The sequence below is a fragment of the Allobosea sp. TND4EK4 genome, from assembly GCF_900156025.1.
GTDB lineage: Bacteria > Pseudomonadota > Alphaproteobacteria > Rhizobiales > Beijerinckiaceae > Allobosea.
Map to the genome: position 1 here is coordinate 43,133 of NZ_FTMO01000019.1, position 14,555 is coordinate 57,687.

Sequence of the window (14,555 nt, forward strand, 5' to 3'; positions counted from 1 at the left end):
TCATGACCGATCGTCAGCAGGGCATCGACCCGATCCGCCTCGAAGTCATCCGCAACGCGCTCGTCGCCGCGTCGGAGGAGATGAGCATCACCATCTGGCGCACCAGCCGCTCGACCGTTGTGCGCGAAATCCTCGACTTCTCCACCGCCGTCTTCGACGCGAACGGCAACAACATCGCCCAGTCGGCCCGCATCCCGGTCCATCTCAACTCGATGTCGGACTGCCTGCGCACGATCCTCGACCGCTTCATTCCGCTCGACCAGTGGCAGGACGGCGACGTGATCGTCACCAACGACCCGTATTCCGGCGGCCAGCATCTGCCGGATATCCAGACCTTCCGCCCCGTCTTCGTCGACGGCAAGCGCGTCGCCATCGTCGGCACGCTCTGCCACCATGTCGATGTCGGCGGCGGCGCGGCCGGCAGCTACTATGCCAATGCGACCGAGATCTTCCACGAGGGCATCCGCATCCCGCCGCTGCGCCTCGTCGACAAGGGCGTGCTGAACAGCGGTGTCTTCGAGATGCTGCTCCACAATCTCCGCCAGCCCGATGAGACGCGCGGCGACCTCAACGCCCAGATCGCCGCGCTCGGCATCGGCGAGCGAGCCGTCGCGCGCATGGCCCGCAAATACGGCGCCGCCTCGCTGGAGGCGGCGATGGCCGCGATCCTCGACGGGTCCGAGGCGATGATGCGCGCCGCGCTGAAAGCGCTGCCGGACGGCGAGGCCTCCTTCGTCGAACTGGTCGACGATGACGGCCAGTCGGAGGAGCCGATCACGCTGGCGGTCAGGATCACCAAGCGCGGCGACACCATCGCGCTCGATTTCGAGGGCTCGAGCGCCCAGGTGCGAGGGCCGGTCAACAATACGCCCGCGATGACCTGCTCGGCGGTGTATTACGCGCTGCTGGCCGCGCTGGGCGGCGACATTCCGGCCAATTCCGGCTGCTATCGCCCGGTCACGGTCACCCTGCCGGAGGGCAGCGTCGTCAACGCCGTGTTCCCGGCGCCGGTCGCGGGGCGCATGGTTGTCAACCACCGCATCGCCACCGCCGTCTTCGGCGCGCTGGCCGGCATCATGCCGGAGCGCATCCCGGCGGCCTATTACGCCATCTCCTATGTCTACGCCCTGCAGACCACCAACCCGCAGGGCAAGCGCCAGGTCTATTTCGACATCGAGGTCGGCGGCTGGGGCGGCCATGCGGGCGGAGATGGGGCGAGCGCGCTCTCCTGCGGCCTGCACAACAACACCAACGCGCCGATCGAGATGGTCGAGGCGAAGTACCCGGTAACCTTCACCAAATACGGGCTGATCCCGGATTCGGGCGGGGCAGGGCAGTTTCGCGGCGGCCTGGGCCTCGTGCGCGAATGGCGGCTCGACGCGGCTGAAGGCTCGCTCTCGACGAATTTCGAGCGCTTCCGCCACGCGCCCTACGGCATCAAGGGCGGCGCGCCGGGCTCGCTCAGCCGCACCACCGTGACGCACCCGGACGGCTCGAAGGCGTCGCTGCGCTCCAAGGTCTCGGGGATCCCGCTGAGGCGCGGCGACATCGTCACCATCGAAACCTCGGGCGGCGGCGGCTATGGCGATCCGGCCCGGCGCGACCCGCAACGGCTCGCCCGCGACCTCGCCGAGGGGCTGGTGACGCCGGACAGTGCCGCGAGCCTTTATGGCCGCGGCGAGAAGGAGATCGCGGCATGAGCGCTCACGCCCCCATCGATGCGGTCCCGCTCAGCCTCGCCGAGGTGGAGCGCCTGACGCGCGAGGCGCTGCTCGCCTGCGGCGTCGACCCGCGCAACGAGCCCGCGATCACCGCCTCGGTCGTCGCGGCCGAGGCCGAGGGCATCCACAGCCACGGGCTGGCGCGCCTGCCGACCTATTGCGAGCACGCGAAGGTCGGCAAGATCGACGGCAAGGCCCGCCCCGTGCTCGATAGTCCGCGCCCCGGCCTCGTCCGGGTCGATGCCAAATGCGGCTTCGCCCATCCGGCGATCGATTTCGGCCTGCCGGCCCTCATCGAGGCGGCGAGGACGCAGGGCATCGCTGCGCTCGCCGTAACGAATTCCTATAATTGCGGCGTTGTCGGCTACCATGTCGAGCGCATCGCCCGCGAGGGGCTGATGGCGCTCGGCTTCGTCAACGCGCCGGCCTCGATCGCGCCGATGGGCGGAAAGCGGCCGGTCTTCGGCACGAACCCGATCGCGCTCGCCGTGCCGAGGGCGGGCCGTGACCCGCTGGTGCTGGACCAGTCCTCCAGCGTCGTCGCCAAGAGCGAGATCGTCGTCCACCAGCAGCGCGGCGAGCCGATCCCGCTCGGCTGGGCGCTGGACAAGGACGGCAACCCGACGACCGACCCCGCCGCGGCCCTGGCAGGGAGCATGGTGCCGTCGGGCGGCTACAAGGGCGCCGGGCTGGCGCTGATCGTCGAGCTATTCGCCGCCTGGCTGACCGGTGCGAACCTCTCCATCGACGCCTCCTCCTTCGCCGACAACAAGGGCGGCTCGCCGCGCACCGGCCAGTTTTTCATCGCCATCGATGGCGGTGCCCTCGGCGGACCCGAGGCGGCGGAACGGCTCGAACGCCTGTTCGGAGCCATCCTGGAGCAGGAGGGCGCGCGGCTGCCCGGCGACCGGCGGGCCGGTGCCCGCACCCGGACGGCTGCCGCGGGAATCGCCATCCCCAGGCCGCTGTTCGACAAGCTCCGCGGTTACGCGGGCTGAGCCCGCTCGGCCGATGCGCCGCCGCGCCGGCGCTCCTCCCGCGGGGCGTGGCCGAAGCGCTCGCGATAGCTGCGCGAGAAGTGGCTGGCACTGGCGAAGCCGCAGGCCAGGGCCGTTTCCATGACGGAAAGGCTTGTCTGGCGCAGAAGGTCGCGCGCCCGGTCGAGCCGCAGGCGCAGATAATGCTCGCCGAGCGAGCGGCCGAGATGCTGGCGGAACAGCCGCTCGAGCTGGCGCAGCGAGACATTGGCCAGGCGGGCCAGGCTTTCGCGCGTTTCCGGGTTTTCGATGGTCTGCTCCATCCGCCCGATCACGCGCAGCAGCGGTGCGTGCGCGATGCCGAGCCGCTCGCGCAAAGGCATGCGCTGCGGCCCGGCCCCCTCCCTGACCTGGGTCTGCAGGAACCATTCGCTGACCGCCAGGGCGAGCTCGGTGCCATGGTCGCGCGCGATCAGCGCATGCATCATGTCGAGCGGGGCGGTGCCGCCGCTGCAGGTCAGCCGGTCGCGGTCGATCTCATAGAGCGAGCGGCGCAGGTCGAGGTCCGGATAGTCTTCGAGAAAGGCGGGCGCATGCTCCCAATGCAGCGCGAAGCGATAGCCTGAGAGCAGATTGGCGCGGGCGAGCAGATACGGTCCGCCCGATACCCCGCCGATCCTGACGCCGCGCCGCGCCTGCTGGCGAAGCCAGGCAAAGGTCGGCGGGTCGTCGAACAGCGCCGGATTGCCCCCGGCGCAGACGAAGAGATAATCCAGCCGCAACCCCTCATCGAGCCCCGCATCCGCCGCGATGGCGACGCCATTGGAAGCCTGAGCGGGCCTGCCGTCGATCGAGACATGGCTCCAGCGGTAGAGCACGCGGCCCGACAGGCGGTTTGCCGCACGAAGCGGCTCAACGGCAGAAGCGTAGCCGAGCAGCGCGAAATCCGGGATCAGCAGGAAGCCGATATGAGCCGGCGCATGGTTGTCGCCAAGAGAACAGTGGATGTCGCTGGAGGGCATGTGCGCGACGTTAGGTCGGTCAATCTGCCGCTGACAAGACCGCTCGGAAAAATCGATGCGCTACTCCGCCCTTTCTCTGCTGACCCAGGCCCTGCGCGGGCACAAGGGCTGGACGCCGGTCTGGCGCGATCCGGCGCCGAAGGCCGAATACGACGTCGTCATCATCGGCGGCGGCGGTCACGGGCTGGCGACGGCGCACTACCTCGCCAGCCGTCACGGCATCACCAAGATCGCGGTGCTGGAGAAGGGCTATCTCGGCTCCGGCAATGTCGGCCGCAACACCACTATCATCCGCTCGAACTACCTGCTGCCGGGCAATACGCCGTTCTACGAGCTGTCGATGAAGCTGTGGGAGGGGCTGGAGCAGGATCTGAACTACAACGCCATGGTCAGCCAGCGCGGCGTGCTGAACCTCTACCATTCCGACGCGCAGCGGGACGCCTTCGCAAGGCGCGGCAATGCGATGCGGCTCGCCGGCGTCGATGCCGAACTGCTCGACCGCGAGCAGGTGAGGGCGATGGCGCCCTTCTTCGATTACGACAACGCCCGCTTTCCGATCCAGGGCGGGCTTTTGCAGAAGCGCGGCGGCACCGCCCGGCACGACGCGGTCGCCTGGGGCTATGCCCGCGCGGCCGACAGCCGCGGTGTCGACCTCATCCAGAACTGCGAGGTCACCGGCTTCACGATGGTCGATGGCCGGGCGGTTGGCGTCGAGACCTCGCGCGGGCCGATCCGGGCGAAGAAGATCGCGATGGCGGTCGCCGGAAACTCCTCGCGCGTCGCGGCGATGGCAGGGATGCGCCTGCCGATCGAGAGCCATGTCCTGCAGGCCTTCGTCTCGGAGGGGTTGAAGCCGATGATCGACGGGGTCGTCACCTTCGGCGCCGGGCATTTCTATGTCAGCCAGTCCGACAAGGGCGGGCTGGTCTTCGGCGGCGACATCGACGGCTACAATTCCTACGCCCAGCGCGGCAACCTGCCGGTGATCGAGGACGTGATGGAATCGGCCATGGCGCTGTGGCCGGGGCTCGGCCGGGTGCGGATGCTGCGCCACTGGGGCGGCATCATGGACATGTCGATGGACGGCTCGCCGATCATCGACCGGGCGCCGGTCGAGGGGCTCTATCTCAATGCTGGCTGGTGCTATGGCGGCTTCAAGGCGACGCCGGCCTCCGGCTTCTGCTTTGCCCATCTGATCGCGACCGGAGAGCCGCATCCGGTCGCCGCCGCCTACCGGCTCGACCGTTTCGCCAGCGGCCGCCTGATCGACGAAAAGGGCGTCGGCGCCCAGCCGAACCTGCACTGAACGGGCGCTCTGGCCGAGGAACTGCGATGCGCATCACCTGTCCCTATTGCGGCGCGCGCGACGCCCAGGAATTCAGCTATCTCGGCGCCGCCGATCCGGTCCGCCCCGATGGCATGGCCGCGGCCGAGGCGGCAATGGCGGACTATGTCTATCTGCGCGACAACCCGGCCGGCCCGCATCGGGAGCTCTGGTATCACGGTTCCGGCTGCCGCTCCTGGCTGATCGTGACACGCGACACGCGGACCCACGCGATCAGCGCTGTCGAGCCGGCGAAGGTCCGCAAGGCGGGAGAGGCGGCATGAGCGCGCAACCCTTCCGGCTCGCTTCCGGCGGCCTGATCGACCGCAGCCAAGCGCTGAGCTTCCGCTTCGACGGCAAGTCCTATGGTGGCCATGCCGGCGACACCCTGGCCTCGGCGCTGCTCGCCAATGGCGTCCGCCTCGTCGGCCGCTCCTTCAAATATCACCGTCCGCGTGGCATCCTCTCCGCGGGGCCGGAGGAGCCCAATGCGTTGGTCGAGCTGCGCTCAGGCGCGCGGCGCGAGCCCAACACCCGCGCCACGGTCGCCGAGCTGTTCGACGGGCTTGAGGCAGTGAGCCAGAACCGCTGGCCCTCGCTCGCCTTCGATCTGCTCTCCCTCAACGGCCTTTTCTCGCCGGCTCTGGTCGCGGGCTTTTACTACAAGACCTTCATGTGGCCGGCCTCCTTCTGGGAGAAGCTCTACGAGCCGCTGATCAGGCGTGCCGCCGGGCTCGGCCGCGCCGCCGGTGCCGAGGACCCCGATCACTATGAAAAGGCCTTCGCCTTCTGCGACCTGCTGGTCATCGGCGGTGGGCCGGCCGGCCTCGCGGCGGCGCTGGCGGCGGGCCGGACAGGTGCCCGCGTCATCCTCTGCGACGAGGATTTCCGCCTCGGCGGCCGACTACTGGCGGAGAAGCGCGAGATCGACGGCAGGCCGGTCGCGGAGTGGCTGGCAGCGGCGCTCGCCGAGCTGGAGAGCCTGCCCGATGTGCGCCTCATGCCGCGCACCACCGTCTTCGGCCTCTACGACCACGGAACCTACGGCGCAGTCGAGCGGGTCTCCGATCATCTGCCGCAGCCCCAGCCCCACCAGCCGCGCCAACGCGCCTGGCGCATTCAGGCGAAGCGCGCCATCCTTGCCGCCGGCGCGCTCGAGCGGCCGATCGTGTTTCCGGGCAACGACACCCCCGGGGTGATGCTGGCAGGCGCGGCGCGCACTTACGCGAACCGCTACGGCGTGCTGCCGGGGCGCGAGACGGTGCTGTTCACCGCCGGCGACGATGGCTGGGCCACGGCGCGCGACATCGCCGCAGCCGGCGGCAAGGTCGCGGCCATCGTCGATGCGCGCGCCGATGCTGACCCGGCCCGCAAGGCGCTGGCTGACCGGCTGGGCGCAAGGCTCTTCGCCGGCGGCGTGGTCGAGCGGGCGAGGGGCGGGCGGCAACTGGACCAGGTGACCATCCGAGACGCCTCCGGCGCGACGCATGCGCTCGCCTGCGACCTGCTCGCGGTCTCGAATGGCTGGAACCCGACGCTGCACCTGACATCCCATCAGAACGGCAAGCCGGTCTGGGACGAGGAGATTCATTGCTTCGTGCCGGGCACGTTGCCGGCGGGGCTGGCGGTGGCTGGCAGCGCCGCCGGGCGCTTCACCCTGGCGACGGCGCTGGAGGATGGAGCCCGTCTCGCTCGCGAGGCTCTGGGCGATCTCGGGTTGAGTGTGGCGGCTGCCGGGCCGGTGCCCGCGGCCGATGACGAGCCATGCGGACTGAAGCCGCTCTGGCGCGTGACCGGAGGCAAGGGCCCGGTTTTTCCGGGCAAGGCCTTCGTCGACTTCCAGAACGACGTCACCGATGCGGATGTCGAACTGGCGGCGCGCGAGGGCTTCCGCCCGGTCGAGCATCTCAAGCGCTACACCACGCTCGGCATGGCGACCGACCAGGGGAAGACGTCGAATCTCTCCGGCCTCGCCATCATGGCCGAGCAGACGGGCCGGACGATCCCGCAGGCCGGCACCACGACCTTCCGCCCGCCCTATACGCCGGTGGCGATCGGCGCGCTCGGCGGCCACCACCGCGGCAAGGCGTTCCGCCCGGTGCGGCTGGCGCCGACCCATGGCTGGTCGAGCGAGCAGGGCGCGGTCTTCGTCGAGACCGGCCAGTGGCTGCGGGCGCAGTACTATCCGAAGCCCGGAGAGACCGACTGGCTGGCGACGGTGAACCGCGAGGTCCTGGCCGTTCGCGAGACCGTCGGAATCTGCGACGTCTCGACCCTCGGCAAGATCGACATCCAGGGCGCGGATGCAGCCGCGTTCCTGGAGCGGGTCTATATCAACGGCTGGAAGGCTTTGCCTGTCGGAAAGGCGCGCTATGGACTGATGCTGCGCGAGGATGGCTTCGTCATGGATGACGGAACCACCTCCCGCCTCGGCGAGCATCACTTCCTGATGACGACCACCACCGCCAATGCCGGCAAGGTGATGCAGCATCTGGAGTTCTGCCATCAGGTGCTCTGGCCGGATCTCGACGTCGGCATGGTCTCGGTCTCCGAGCAATGGGCGCAGGTCACCGTCGCCGGCCCCAAGGCACGCAAGACGCTGCGCGGCGTCGTCGATCCGGAGCACGACCTTTCGAACGAGGCCTTCCCCTATCTCGCCGCGCGTGCGGTCACGGTCGGCGGCGGCATTCCGGCGCGGCTGTTCCGCATCTCCTTCTCGGGCGAGCTGGCCTATGAGCTCGCCGTCCCGGCCGGGTATGGCGACGCCATGATGCGCGCGCTGATGCAGGCGGGCGCGCCCTTCGGCATCACGCCCTACGGCACCGAGGCGCTCGGCGTCCTGCGCATCGAGAAGGGCCATGTCGCCGGCAACGAACTCAGCGGCCAGACCACGGCGCGCGATCTCGGACTCGGCAAGATGATGTCGTCGAAGAAGGACTATGTCGGGCGTCTGATGGCGAACCGGGCGGCACTGAACGAGCCGGAGCGGCCGTCTTTCGTCGGCTTCAAGCCCGTGGACCGGCGCGAGCGCCTGCGGGCCGGCGCGCATTTCATCGGGGTCGGCAAGGCGGCCACGATGGCGAACGACGAGGGCTACATGACCTCGGTCGCCCATTCCCCGCATCTGAACCACTGGATCGGCCTCGGGCTGATCCGGGGCGGCTCGGCCCGCATCGGGGAGCAGGTGCGGGCCTATGACCCGGTCCGTGGCGGCGACATCCTCGTCGAGATCTGCTCGCCCGTCTTCCTCGATCCCGAAGGAGCCCGCCTCCATGGCTGAGACCGCGCAATGGACGCCGCGCAGCGCCTGGGCGGGCATCGCGCAGCCCGGGACCTTCGGCGCGGCGGGCCGGGGCGGCGTGACCGCGACTTTGCTCGAAGGCCATGGGCTCGCCAGCCTCATCGCCGCCCCGGGAGGCGCCGAAGCGCTCGCGCGGCGCGTCGAGCAGAGCCTCGGCCTCGCATTGCCCACGGCGCCGCGCATCGTCTCGGGCGCCGGCCATGATGTGATCTGGAGCGGCCCCGACCAATGGCTGCTGCGGGCGAGATCGCGTGGGGAGATGCCTTCTCTGATCGCCGAGCTGGCACGCTACGCCGCGGTCAGCGACCAGAGCGATGCCCGCGCCGCCCTGCGGCTCTCGGGCCCGCATCTGCGCGATGCGCTCGCAAAGGGCGTGATGATCGACCTGCATCCCGCCGCCTTCGCGGTGGGGGATGCCGCGGCCACGAGCGTCGCCCATCTTGGCGTGCAGCTCTGGCGCCTGCCCGACGCAGCCGAGGGCCCCGCCTTCGAGATCATGGTCGCGCGCAGCCTTGCCGGCAGCTTCTGGTCCTGGTTCGCAGCCTCGGCCGCGGAATTCGGCTGCCGGGTCGTCGCCGGTCGAGGTTGACGGCGGCGCGCCGCGCGCTGTTTAACCCGCCATCCTCCGACCGTCTCGTTTCAGGGACCCGCGCGAGCGGGCCGTCACGCCATGTCCGATTCCCCGATGATCCTCGCTCTGTCCTGCCCCGACCGGCCGGGCATCGTCGCCGCCGTCTCGACCCTGCTGGCGGAGGCCGGCTGCAACATCCGCGACGCCCAGCAGTTCGACGATCTGGAAACGGGCCGCTTCTTCATGCGCGTCGTCTTCGACCGGCTGGAGGGCGCCCGTCGTGCCGCCGAGATTCAGGCGCTCGTCGGCGAACTCGCAACCCGCTTCGGCATGACCTTCACCCTGCGCGACACCGCCGCGCGCAAGCGGGTGATGCTGCTGGTCTCGAAATTCGACCATTGTCTCGCCGACCTGCTCTATCGCTGGCGCATCGGCGAGCTGCCGATGGAGATCACCGGCATCGTCTCCAACCATGACCGCCAGCACATTGCCTCGACCGATCTCGGCGATCTGCCCTTCCATCACCTTCCGGTCGACCGGCAGAACAAGATGGAGCAGGAGGGCGAAGTCTGGCGGCTCGTCCAGGAAACCCAGACCGATCTCGTCGTGCTCGCCCGCTACATGCAGATTCTGTCGGACGACCTCTCGGCCAAGCTCTCGGGGCGGTGCATCAACATCCACCACTCCTTCCTGCCGGGCTTCAAGGGCGCCAAGCCCTATCACCAGGCCCATGAGCGCGGCGTGAAGCTGATCGGCGCGACCGCGCACTACGTCACCTCGGACCTCGACGAAGGCCCGATCATCGAGCAGGACGTGGAGCGCATCTCGCATCGCGACATGCCCGACGACCTCGTGCGCAAGGGCCGCGACATCGAGCGGCGCGTGCTCGCCCGCGCCGTCCGTTACCATCTGGAGGATCGCGTCCTGCGCAACGGCCGCAAGACCGTCGTCTTCACCGACTGAGCGGCCGCGCCCGGAGGCTCAGCGGGGGCTTAGTCGCCCTTTGGCGCTGCCTTCAGCGAATGATAACGGCGGCCGAACCAGATCAGGGTCTCGGCCGCCTGCGGCGATCTCAGCATGCCGACCACGCGTGCATAGAAGACCGAGTGGCTGCCGATCGCCCGCCGCTCGATGATCCGGCAGTCGAAGGCGGCCATGGCGTCGGCCAGCACGGGCGCGCCGGTCTCCAGAGTCGTCCAGTTCCCGCTGTCGAAGCGCTCGGCGTCGCCGCGTCCGGCGAAGATGTCCGCCAGCGGGATGTGCTGCTCGGCGAGCACGTTCACGCAGAGATTGCCGTTCCCGTTGAAGACGTCGTGAGAGCGGTTCTTCTGGTTGACGCAGACGAGCAGCGTCGGCGGGCTGTCGGTGATCGAACAGACGGCGGAGGCCGTCATGCCATGGCGCCCCTCGGGCCCGGCCGAGGTGATGAGGCTGACCGCTGCGCCGAGGCAGCTCATCCCGTCGCGAAAGTGTTCTGCGGTGACATCCATCGGCGTTCTCCTGCAACCCCTCGGCGCGTCAGCGCATGAACAATCCGCCATTGACGTCCCAGCAGGCCCCGGTCACCGAAGCGGCCCCCGGCGATGCCAGCATCACGATCATCGCGGCGACGAAGGCCGGATCGATGAGCTGTCCGACCGGGATATTGGCCAGCATCGCCGGCATCTTCTCCGCCGGCACCAGCTTGTGGACCAGCGGCGTGTCCATCGGCCCGGGGGCGACCGCGTTCACCGTGATGCCGAAGGCCGCGAGATCGCGCGCGAAGATCTTGGTCAGGGTCATGATCGCGCCCTTGGAGGCGGCATAATGCGCGCCCGTCGCGGTGCCGCCATTCTGCCCGGCGAGCGAGGCGAGATTGACGATCCGGCCGTAGCCGCGCTTCTTGAAGTACCGGCCCAGGACCTGGCTGCCGGCGAAGACACCGCCGGCATTGGTCGCCATGACCGCGTTGAACTCGTCCGGATCGATCTCCAGCAGCGGCCGCGCCACGGTCACCGCGGCATTGTTGAGCAGGATCTCGACCGAGCCGCAGCGGGCGATGGCCCGGTCCAGCACCCGCGCGAAATCGCCGGGGTGGCGGATGTCGAGCTTCTCCGCGAAGGCGGTCGCGCCAGCGGCGTCGAGTTCCGTCGCCAGTCGCTGCGCCGCATCGCCGTCGATATCGGTGACGACAACGCGGTGGCCGGCCTGATGCAGCGCTCGGGTGGCGACGGCCCCGAAGCCGGAGGCCGCGCCGGTGACGATGGCGGTGTGGGGCGTGTCGGGGGTCATGCGCGCTTCCTGCAGGACGATGGCGGCGTGGCGTCAGAGGTTGGTTGGCACTTCAAGCGCGCGGCCCATCCGGGCCTCGACTCGGCAGTATTTCCAGAGACGCTCGTCCGTATCGCCGACCGGGATGGTGCGGAACAGGTTGCAGGCCTGGCGCACGGTCTCGCGATCGGGCACGTCGGCCATGATGTAGGCGGTCCAGGGGAAACCGGTCGGCGAGGTGCCCACCATGGTCTCGTCATCGTCGAGCATGCCGAGGATCTTGACGCCCGGCAGCTCGGAAATGCCCTTCATCATCGTGCCGAAGGCCTTCCAGACCGGGCCGATCTGGGAGAAGGGCAGGTCGAAGAAGTTCTGCTGGACGGCGATGCAGAACAGGGTGCGGATGGGCTTGGCTTCGCTCATGGCGATCTCCTTGGTCGGAAAGGCTTACGGATAGCCGGGGAAGGTCGGCTGGCCGAGCAGGGCGGCGCCCGCCGAGGTCCAGGTTCCCTGGCCGAGGAAGGCGTGCTGCGCCACCGCGGCGGCGTCGAGCATGCAGCGCTGGACCGGGTGGCCACGGCGGATCGCCTCGGTGCCCGCCATGACGAAGGCCATGCGGGTGACATCCGCACCGGCGGCGGCCGCGTCCGTGGCGCTCAGGCGGAGCCGGACATGGCAATCCTGTTCGAGGGGGCGCCCGGCGAGCACCTGCTCCCAGGCTTCCTCCATCGCGCCGTAGAAGAAGCTGCGGGCCGCGTACAGCCGGGCTTCGGCCCGGGCAAGCTCCGCCTGGATATAGGGCCGCGCGCCGATCGGCGGCGCGCCGGTGATCGCCGGCTTGTCGCGCGCCTCGCGGTGGATCCAGTTCAGCGCGTCCCGCGCCGTGCCGAGCCCGACCACGGCGAGGACCTGCGCGGCGAGCGCCATGGACGGATAGCGGAAGACCGGCTCCTCGCGGTGCGGTTTGCCGCCGCGGATGAAGGTCCATTCCTCCGGCACGACAACGTTATCGACGACCACGTCGTGGCTGCCCGTGGCGGCGAGCCCGATCGTGTCCCAGGTGTGCTTGATCGAGACCTTCTCGCGCGGCATCACGGCCATGCGCGGCAGGCCCGATGAGGTGCCGCCCTCGACGCGGATGCCGGCGCCGATCAGGCTGGCGCCCATGCAGCCGGAGCAATAGGGCCAGCGGCCCTGGACCTCGAACCCGCCTGCGACCTCCCGCGCCGTCTGCGGCGGAAAGATCGCCCCGGCAAAGACCGTGTCCGGGTCGGCACCGTAGATCGCCCGGTAGGTGCTGGCCGGCAGGGCGGCGAGATACACGGCCGACACGCCGAAGCTCGCAACCCAGGCCGTCGAGGCGTCGGCCTCGGCGAGACGTTCGATCAGCCGGCAGAACTCGGCCGGGCTCTTCGCATCGCCGCCCAGTTCCCTCGGCACGAAGGCGCGGTAGGCGCCGGCGGCCTTGAGCTTGGCGATCACGTCCGGCGGGACATAGGTCAGCTTCTCGAATTCGTCGCGCCGGGCGCGGACGTCCTCGAGCAGATCCGTCAGAACGGCTTCCTGTGCGGCGGCGGTATCAAAGACCTTGTTCATGGCTTTCTCCCTGGGACGATTTCACGCGTCGCGCGGCCTGTGAAGCCTCTGGCGGCACGATGGGCCGCCGCCTGCGCTGTAGCGGCTCGGACATTCGCTTCGACGGGCGAACAAAGGCGCCCGGCAATCCCGCCGTTCGGGCTCAGGCCATTGTCGAAACGTCGTGCGGCATAGGATCCCCCGTTATTTATTTACATGAATTTTCAAGTAATATGAGGCGGCGAGCCGGCTTTGGCAAGCGCGATTTTCGAGCGTCGGTCGCGCGGCTCCGCAGGCCCGACCTGGCACCGGGCTGCGAGGCAAAAAGGCTCGAAAAGAGAGAGAATCAGTCCCTGAGACGCTCGAACACGCCGGCGAGCAGGCGGTTCAGCTTGTGTCGCTCGGTCTCGCTGACCCCGTCGAAGGCTTGCGCGAGCACGGCCTCGGCGATCGCCTTGGCCTGGTGGCGCAGGCCCTCTCCCTTGGTCGTCAGGCTGACCTCGGTGACACGTCCGTCCCTGGGCGAGGGGCGCACCACCACGAGCCCTTCGGCCGTCATCCGCTGGACGATGCGGGTCGCGGTGCTGAGCTTGATGACGCAGGCATCGGCGATGGCGGACACGCTGACATGCCGGTCTTCGTAAAGCGTCATCAGCACGCGATAGCTCGGCACGTCGAGGCCGATCGGCTCCAGCGCCGTCTCCATCCTCTGGAAGTACCGGCCTGTGACGCGCGCAATCCAGTAGAACGGCCATTCGGCGCGTTGGAAAGGCGGCTCCGCTGGCGGCGTCTTGCTCATCGCCGGGACATTCCGCAATTCGCGGATCATGTCCAGCCGGCCAAGTCAGATGCGCCGGCCGGCTGCGGCGCTCAATCGCGGCGGCTGGCCGCGGGTCAGCGATCCAGTGCGCCCCGCCAGACGGGGCGGTCGAGGTCGAACAGGTCCCGGGTGCGGGTATAGGCGGAGGCGCCGTGCATCCGCCCCACCAGGTCGAGCGCGGCATGGTCGACGCGCGGGCGGTCGACATCGCCGGTCAGGACGCGCTGCGCGTAATGGGCATGCAGCACCTCTCCGACGACGAGCACCTGCCCGGGGCCGGTCTCCAGAAGATGGCTGGTGCGGCATTCGAACGCCACCGGCGATGCCGTGATGCGCGGGGGGCGGATCGCGAGGCTGGGCGTGCTCCCGAGCCCTGCCAGGGCCAGCTCGTCGATGTCCGGCGGCGCATCGATACAGGTCGCGTTCATCGCTTCGACCAGCGCGTAAGGCACGAGATTGACGACGAATTCGCCGGTCGCCCGGATGTTCGCAGCGGTGTCCTTGGGCTGCCCCGGGCGGGCGAGGATGCCGAGCGCCACGGTCGGCCTGTCCGCTCCGAACAGGTTGAAGAAGGAATAGGGCGCGGCATTGACGGTGCCGTCCGGGCTGCAGGTCACCACCCAGGCGATCGGGCGCGGCATCACCGTCGAGGCCAGCAGGCGGTAGCGATCGGCGGCCGGCATGGCCGATAAGTCGAAATGGCGCGTGGGAACAGCGTCTGAATCGCTAGCTCCGGGCTGGTCGCCAGTCTTCCGGCCCGTCGTTTCCTCATCCGTCAAGGGAAAATGTCCGCTCATATCCATTCGCCTGGTCGCCGCTGCGTATCGGGACCCTTGGCGGCCGGCGCCAAATCCAGCCGGTCAGCCGTGATGGGGCGCCGGATCGAGCCAGCATACGCAGCCCGATTTATATCTCACAACATATTTTCGAAAGAAAGATGTTTTTGCGTCAAGGGGTGCCGTCGTGTAAGGCGGGTGGAGCGACAGGAGGGAGA

Annotated in this window: 14 protein-coding genes; 7 read left to right on the forward strand and 7 right to left on the reverse strand. The window is 69.1% G+C overall.

Annotated elements, in window-relative coordinates; all coding sequences use genetic code 11:
* Positions 1–2: 2 nt before the first annotated feature.
* Entirely contained in the window at positions 3–1,700 is a 1,698-nt protein-coding gene (locus tag BW981_RS19060; protein WP_076442143.1) for a hydantoinase B/oxoprolinase family protein, read from the forward strand.
* On the forward strand, positions 1,697–2,719 hold the full coding sequence (locus BW981_RS19065; RefSeq protein WP_076442111.1) for an Ldh family oxidoreductase: 1,023 nt from the start codon (positions 1,697–1,699) through the stop codon (positions 2,717–2,719). Before BW981_RS19060 ends, BW981_RS19065 begins: the two co-directional genes overlap by 4 nt.
* Here the strand turns inward: BW981_RS19065 and BW981_RS19070 are convergent.
* Positions 2,707–3,720 (reverse strand): GlxA family transcriptional regulator, encoded by a 1,014-nt coding sequence (locus tag BW981_RS19070; protein WP_076442112.1) that lies wholly within the window; start codon positions 3,718–3,720, stop codon positions 2,707–2,709. The genes BW981_RS19065 and BW981_RS19070 overlap by 13 nt on opposite strands.
* A 55-nt stretch (positions 3,721–3,775) precedes the next feature.
* Here BW981_RS19070 and BW981_RS19075 point away from each other — a divergent pair, with 55 nt between their 5' ends.
* The 5 genes from BW981_RS19075 (at position 3,776) to purU (ending at position 9,879) form a co-directional block, all read left to right on the forward strand.
* Positions 3,776–5,026, forward strand: a complete 1,251-nt coding sequence (locus BW981_RS19075; protein WP_076442114.1) for a sarcosine oxidase subunit beta family protein — start codon at positions 3,776–3,778, stop codon at positions 5,024–5,026.
* 26 nt (positions 5,027–5,052) lie between these two features.
* Positions 5,053–5,328 carry a sarcosine oxidase subunit delta gene (locus tag BW981_RS19080; RefSeq protein ID WP_076442116.1) on the forward strand — a complete coding sequence of 92 codons (276 nt, stop codon included), beginning with the start codon at positions 5,053–5,055 and terminating at the stop codon, positions 5,326–5,328.
* Positions 5,325–8,324, forward strand: a complete 3,000-nt coding sequence (locus BW981_RS19085) for a sarcosine oxidase subunit alpha family protein (RefSeq protein ID WP_076442118.1) — start codon at positions 5,325–5,327, stop codon at positions 8,322–8,324. Before BW981_RS19080 ends, BW981_RS19085 begins: the two co-directional genes overlap by 4 nt.
* Positions 8,317–8,934 carry a sarcosine oxidase subunit gamma gene (locus tag BW981_RS19090; protein ID WP_076442120.1) on the forward strand — a complete coding sequence of 206 codons (618 nt, stop codon included), beginning with the start codon at positions 8,317–8,319 and terminating at the stop codon, positions 8,932–8,934. Before BW981_RS19085 ends, BW981_RS19090 begins: the two co-directional genes overlap by 8 nt.
* An 81-nt stretch (positions 8,935–9,015) precedes the next feature.
* Positions 9,016–9,879, forward strand: coding sequence for a formyltetrahydrofolate deformylase (gene purU, locus BW981_RS19095; protein ID WP_076442122.1), 864 nt, complete (start codon positions 9,016–9,018; stop codon positions 9,877–9,879).
* Between the two features lie 29 nt (positions 9,880–9,908).
* Here purU and BW981_RS19100 read toward each other — a convergent pair whose 3' ends face one another.
* From BW981_RS19100 to BW981_RS19125, 6 genes are all read right to left on the reverse strand, one after another.
* On the reverse strand, positions 9,909–10,406 hold the full coding sequence (locus BW981_RS19100) for a flavin reductase (RefSeq protein ID WP_083712491.1): 498 nt from the start codon (positions 10,404–10,406) through the stop codon (positions 9,909–9,911).
* Between the two features lie 28 nt (positions 10,407–10,434).
* A complete protein-coding gene (locus BW981_RS19105) occupies positions 10,435–11,187 on the reverse strand; it encodes an SDR family NAD(P)-dependent oxidoreductase (protein WP_076442126.1) in 753 nt (250 codons plus the stop codon).
* Between the two features lie 33 nt (positions 11,188–11,220).
* Positions 11,221–11,589, reverse strand: coding sequence for a hypothetical protein (locus BW981_RS19110; protein WP_076442128.1), 369 nt, complete (start codon positions 11,587–11,589; stop codon positions 11,221–11,223).
* 24 nt (positions 11,590–11,613) lie between these two features.
* The gene (locus BW981_RS19115) at positions 11,614–12,762 is read right to left on the reverse strand and encodes an acyl-CoA dehydrogenase family protein (RefSeq protein WP_076442130.1); all 1,149 of its coding nucleotides are present in this window, start codon (positions 12,760–12,762) and stop codon (positions 11,614–11,616) included.
* A gap of 325 nt (positions 12,763–13,087) precedes the next feature.
* On the reverse strand, positions 13,088–13,540 hold the full coding sequence (locus BW981_RS19120) for a MarR family winged helix-turn-helix transcriptional regulator (protein ID WP_076442145.1): 453 nt from the start codon (positions 13,538–13,540) through the stop codon (positions 13,088–13,090).
* Positions 13,541–13,635: 95 nt separating this feature from the next.
* Complete coding sequence (locus tag BW981_RS19125; RefSeq protein WP_076442132.1) at positions 13,636–14,244, reverse strand: flavin reductase family protein; 609 nt, start codon at positions 14,242–14,244, stop codon at positions 13,636–13,638.
* Between the last annotated feature and the right edge of the window lie 311 nt (positions 14,245–14,555).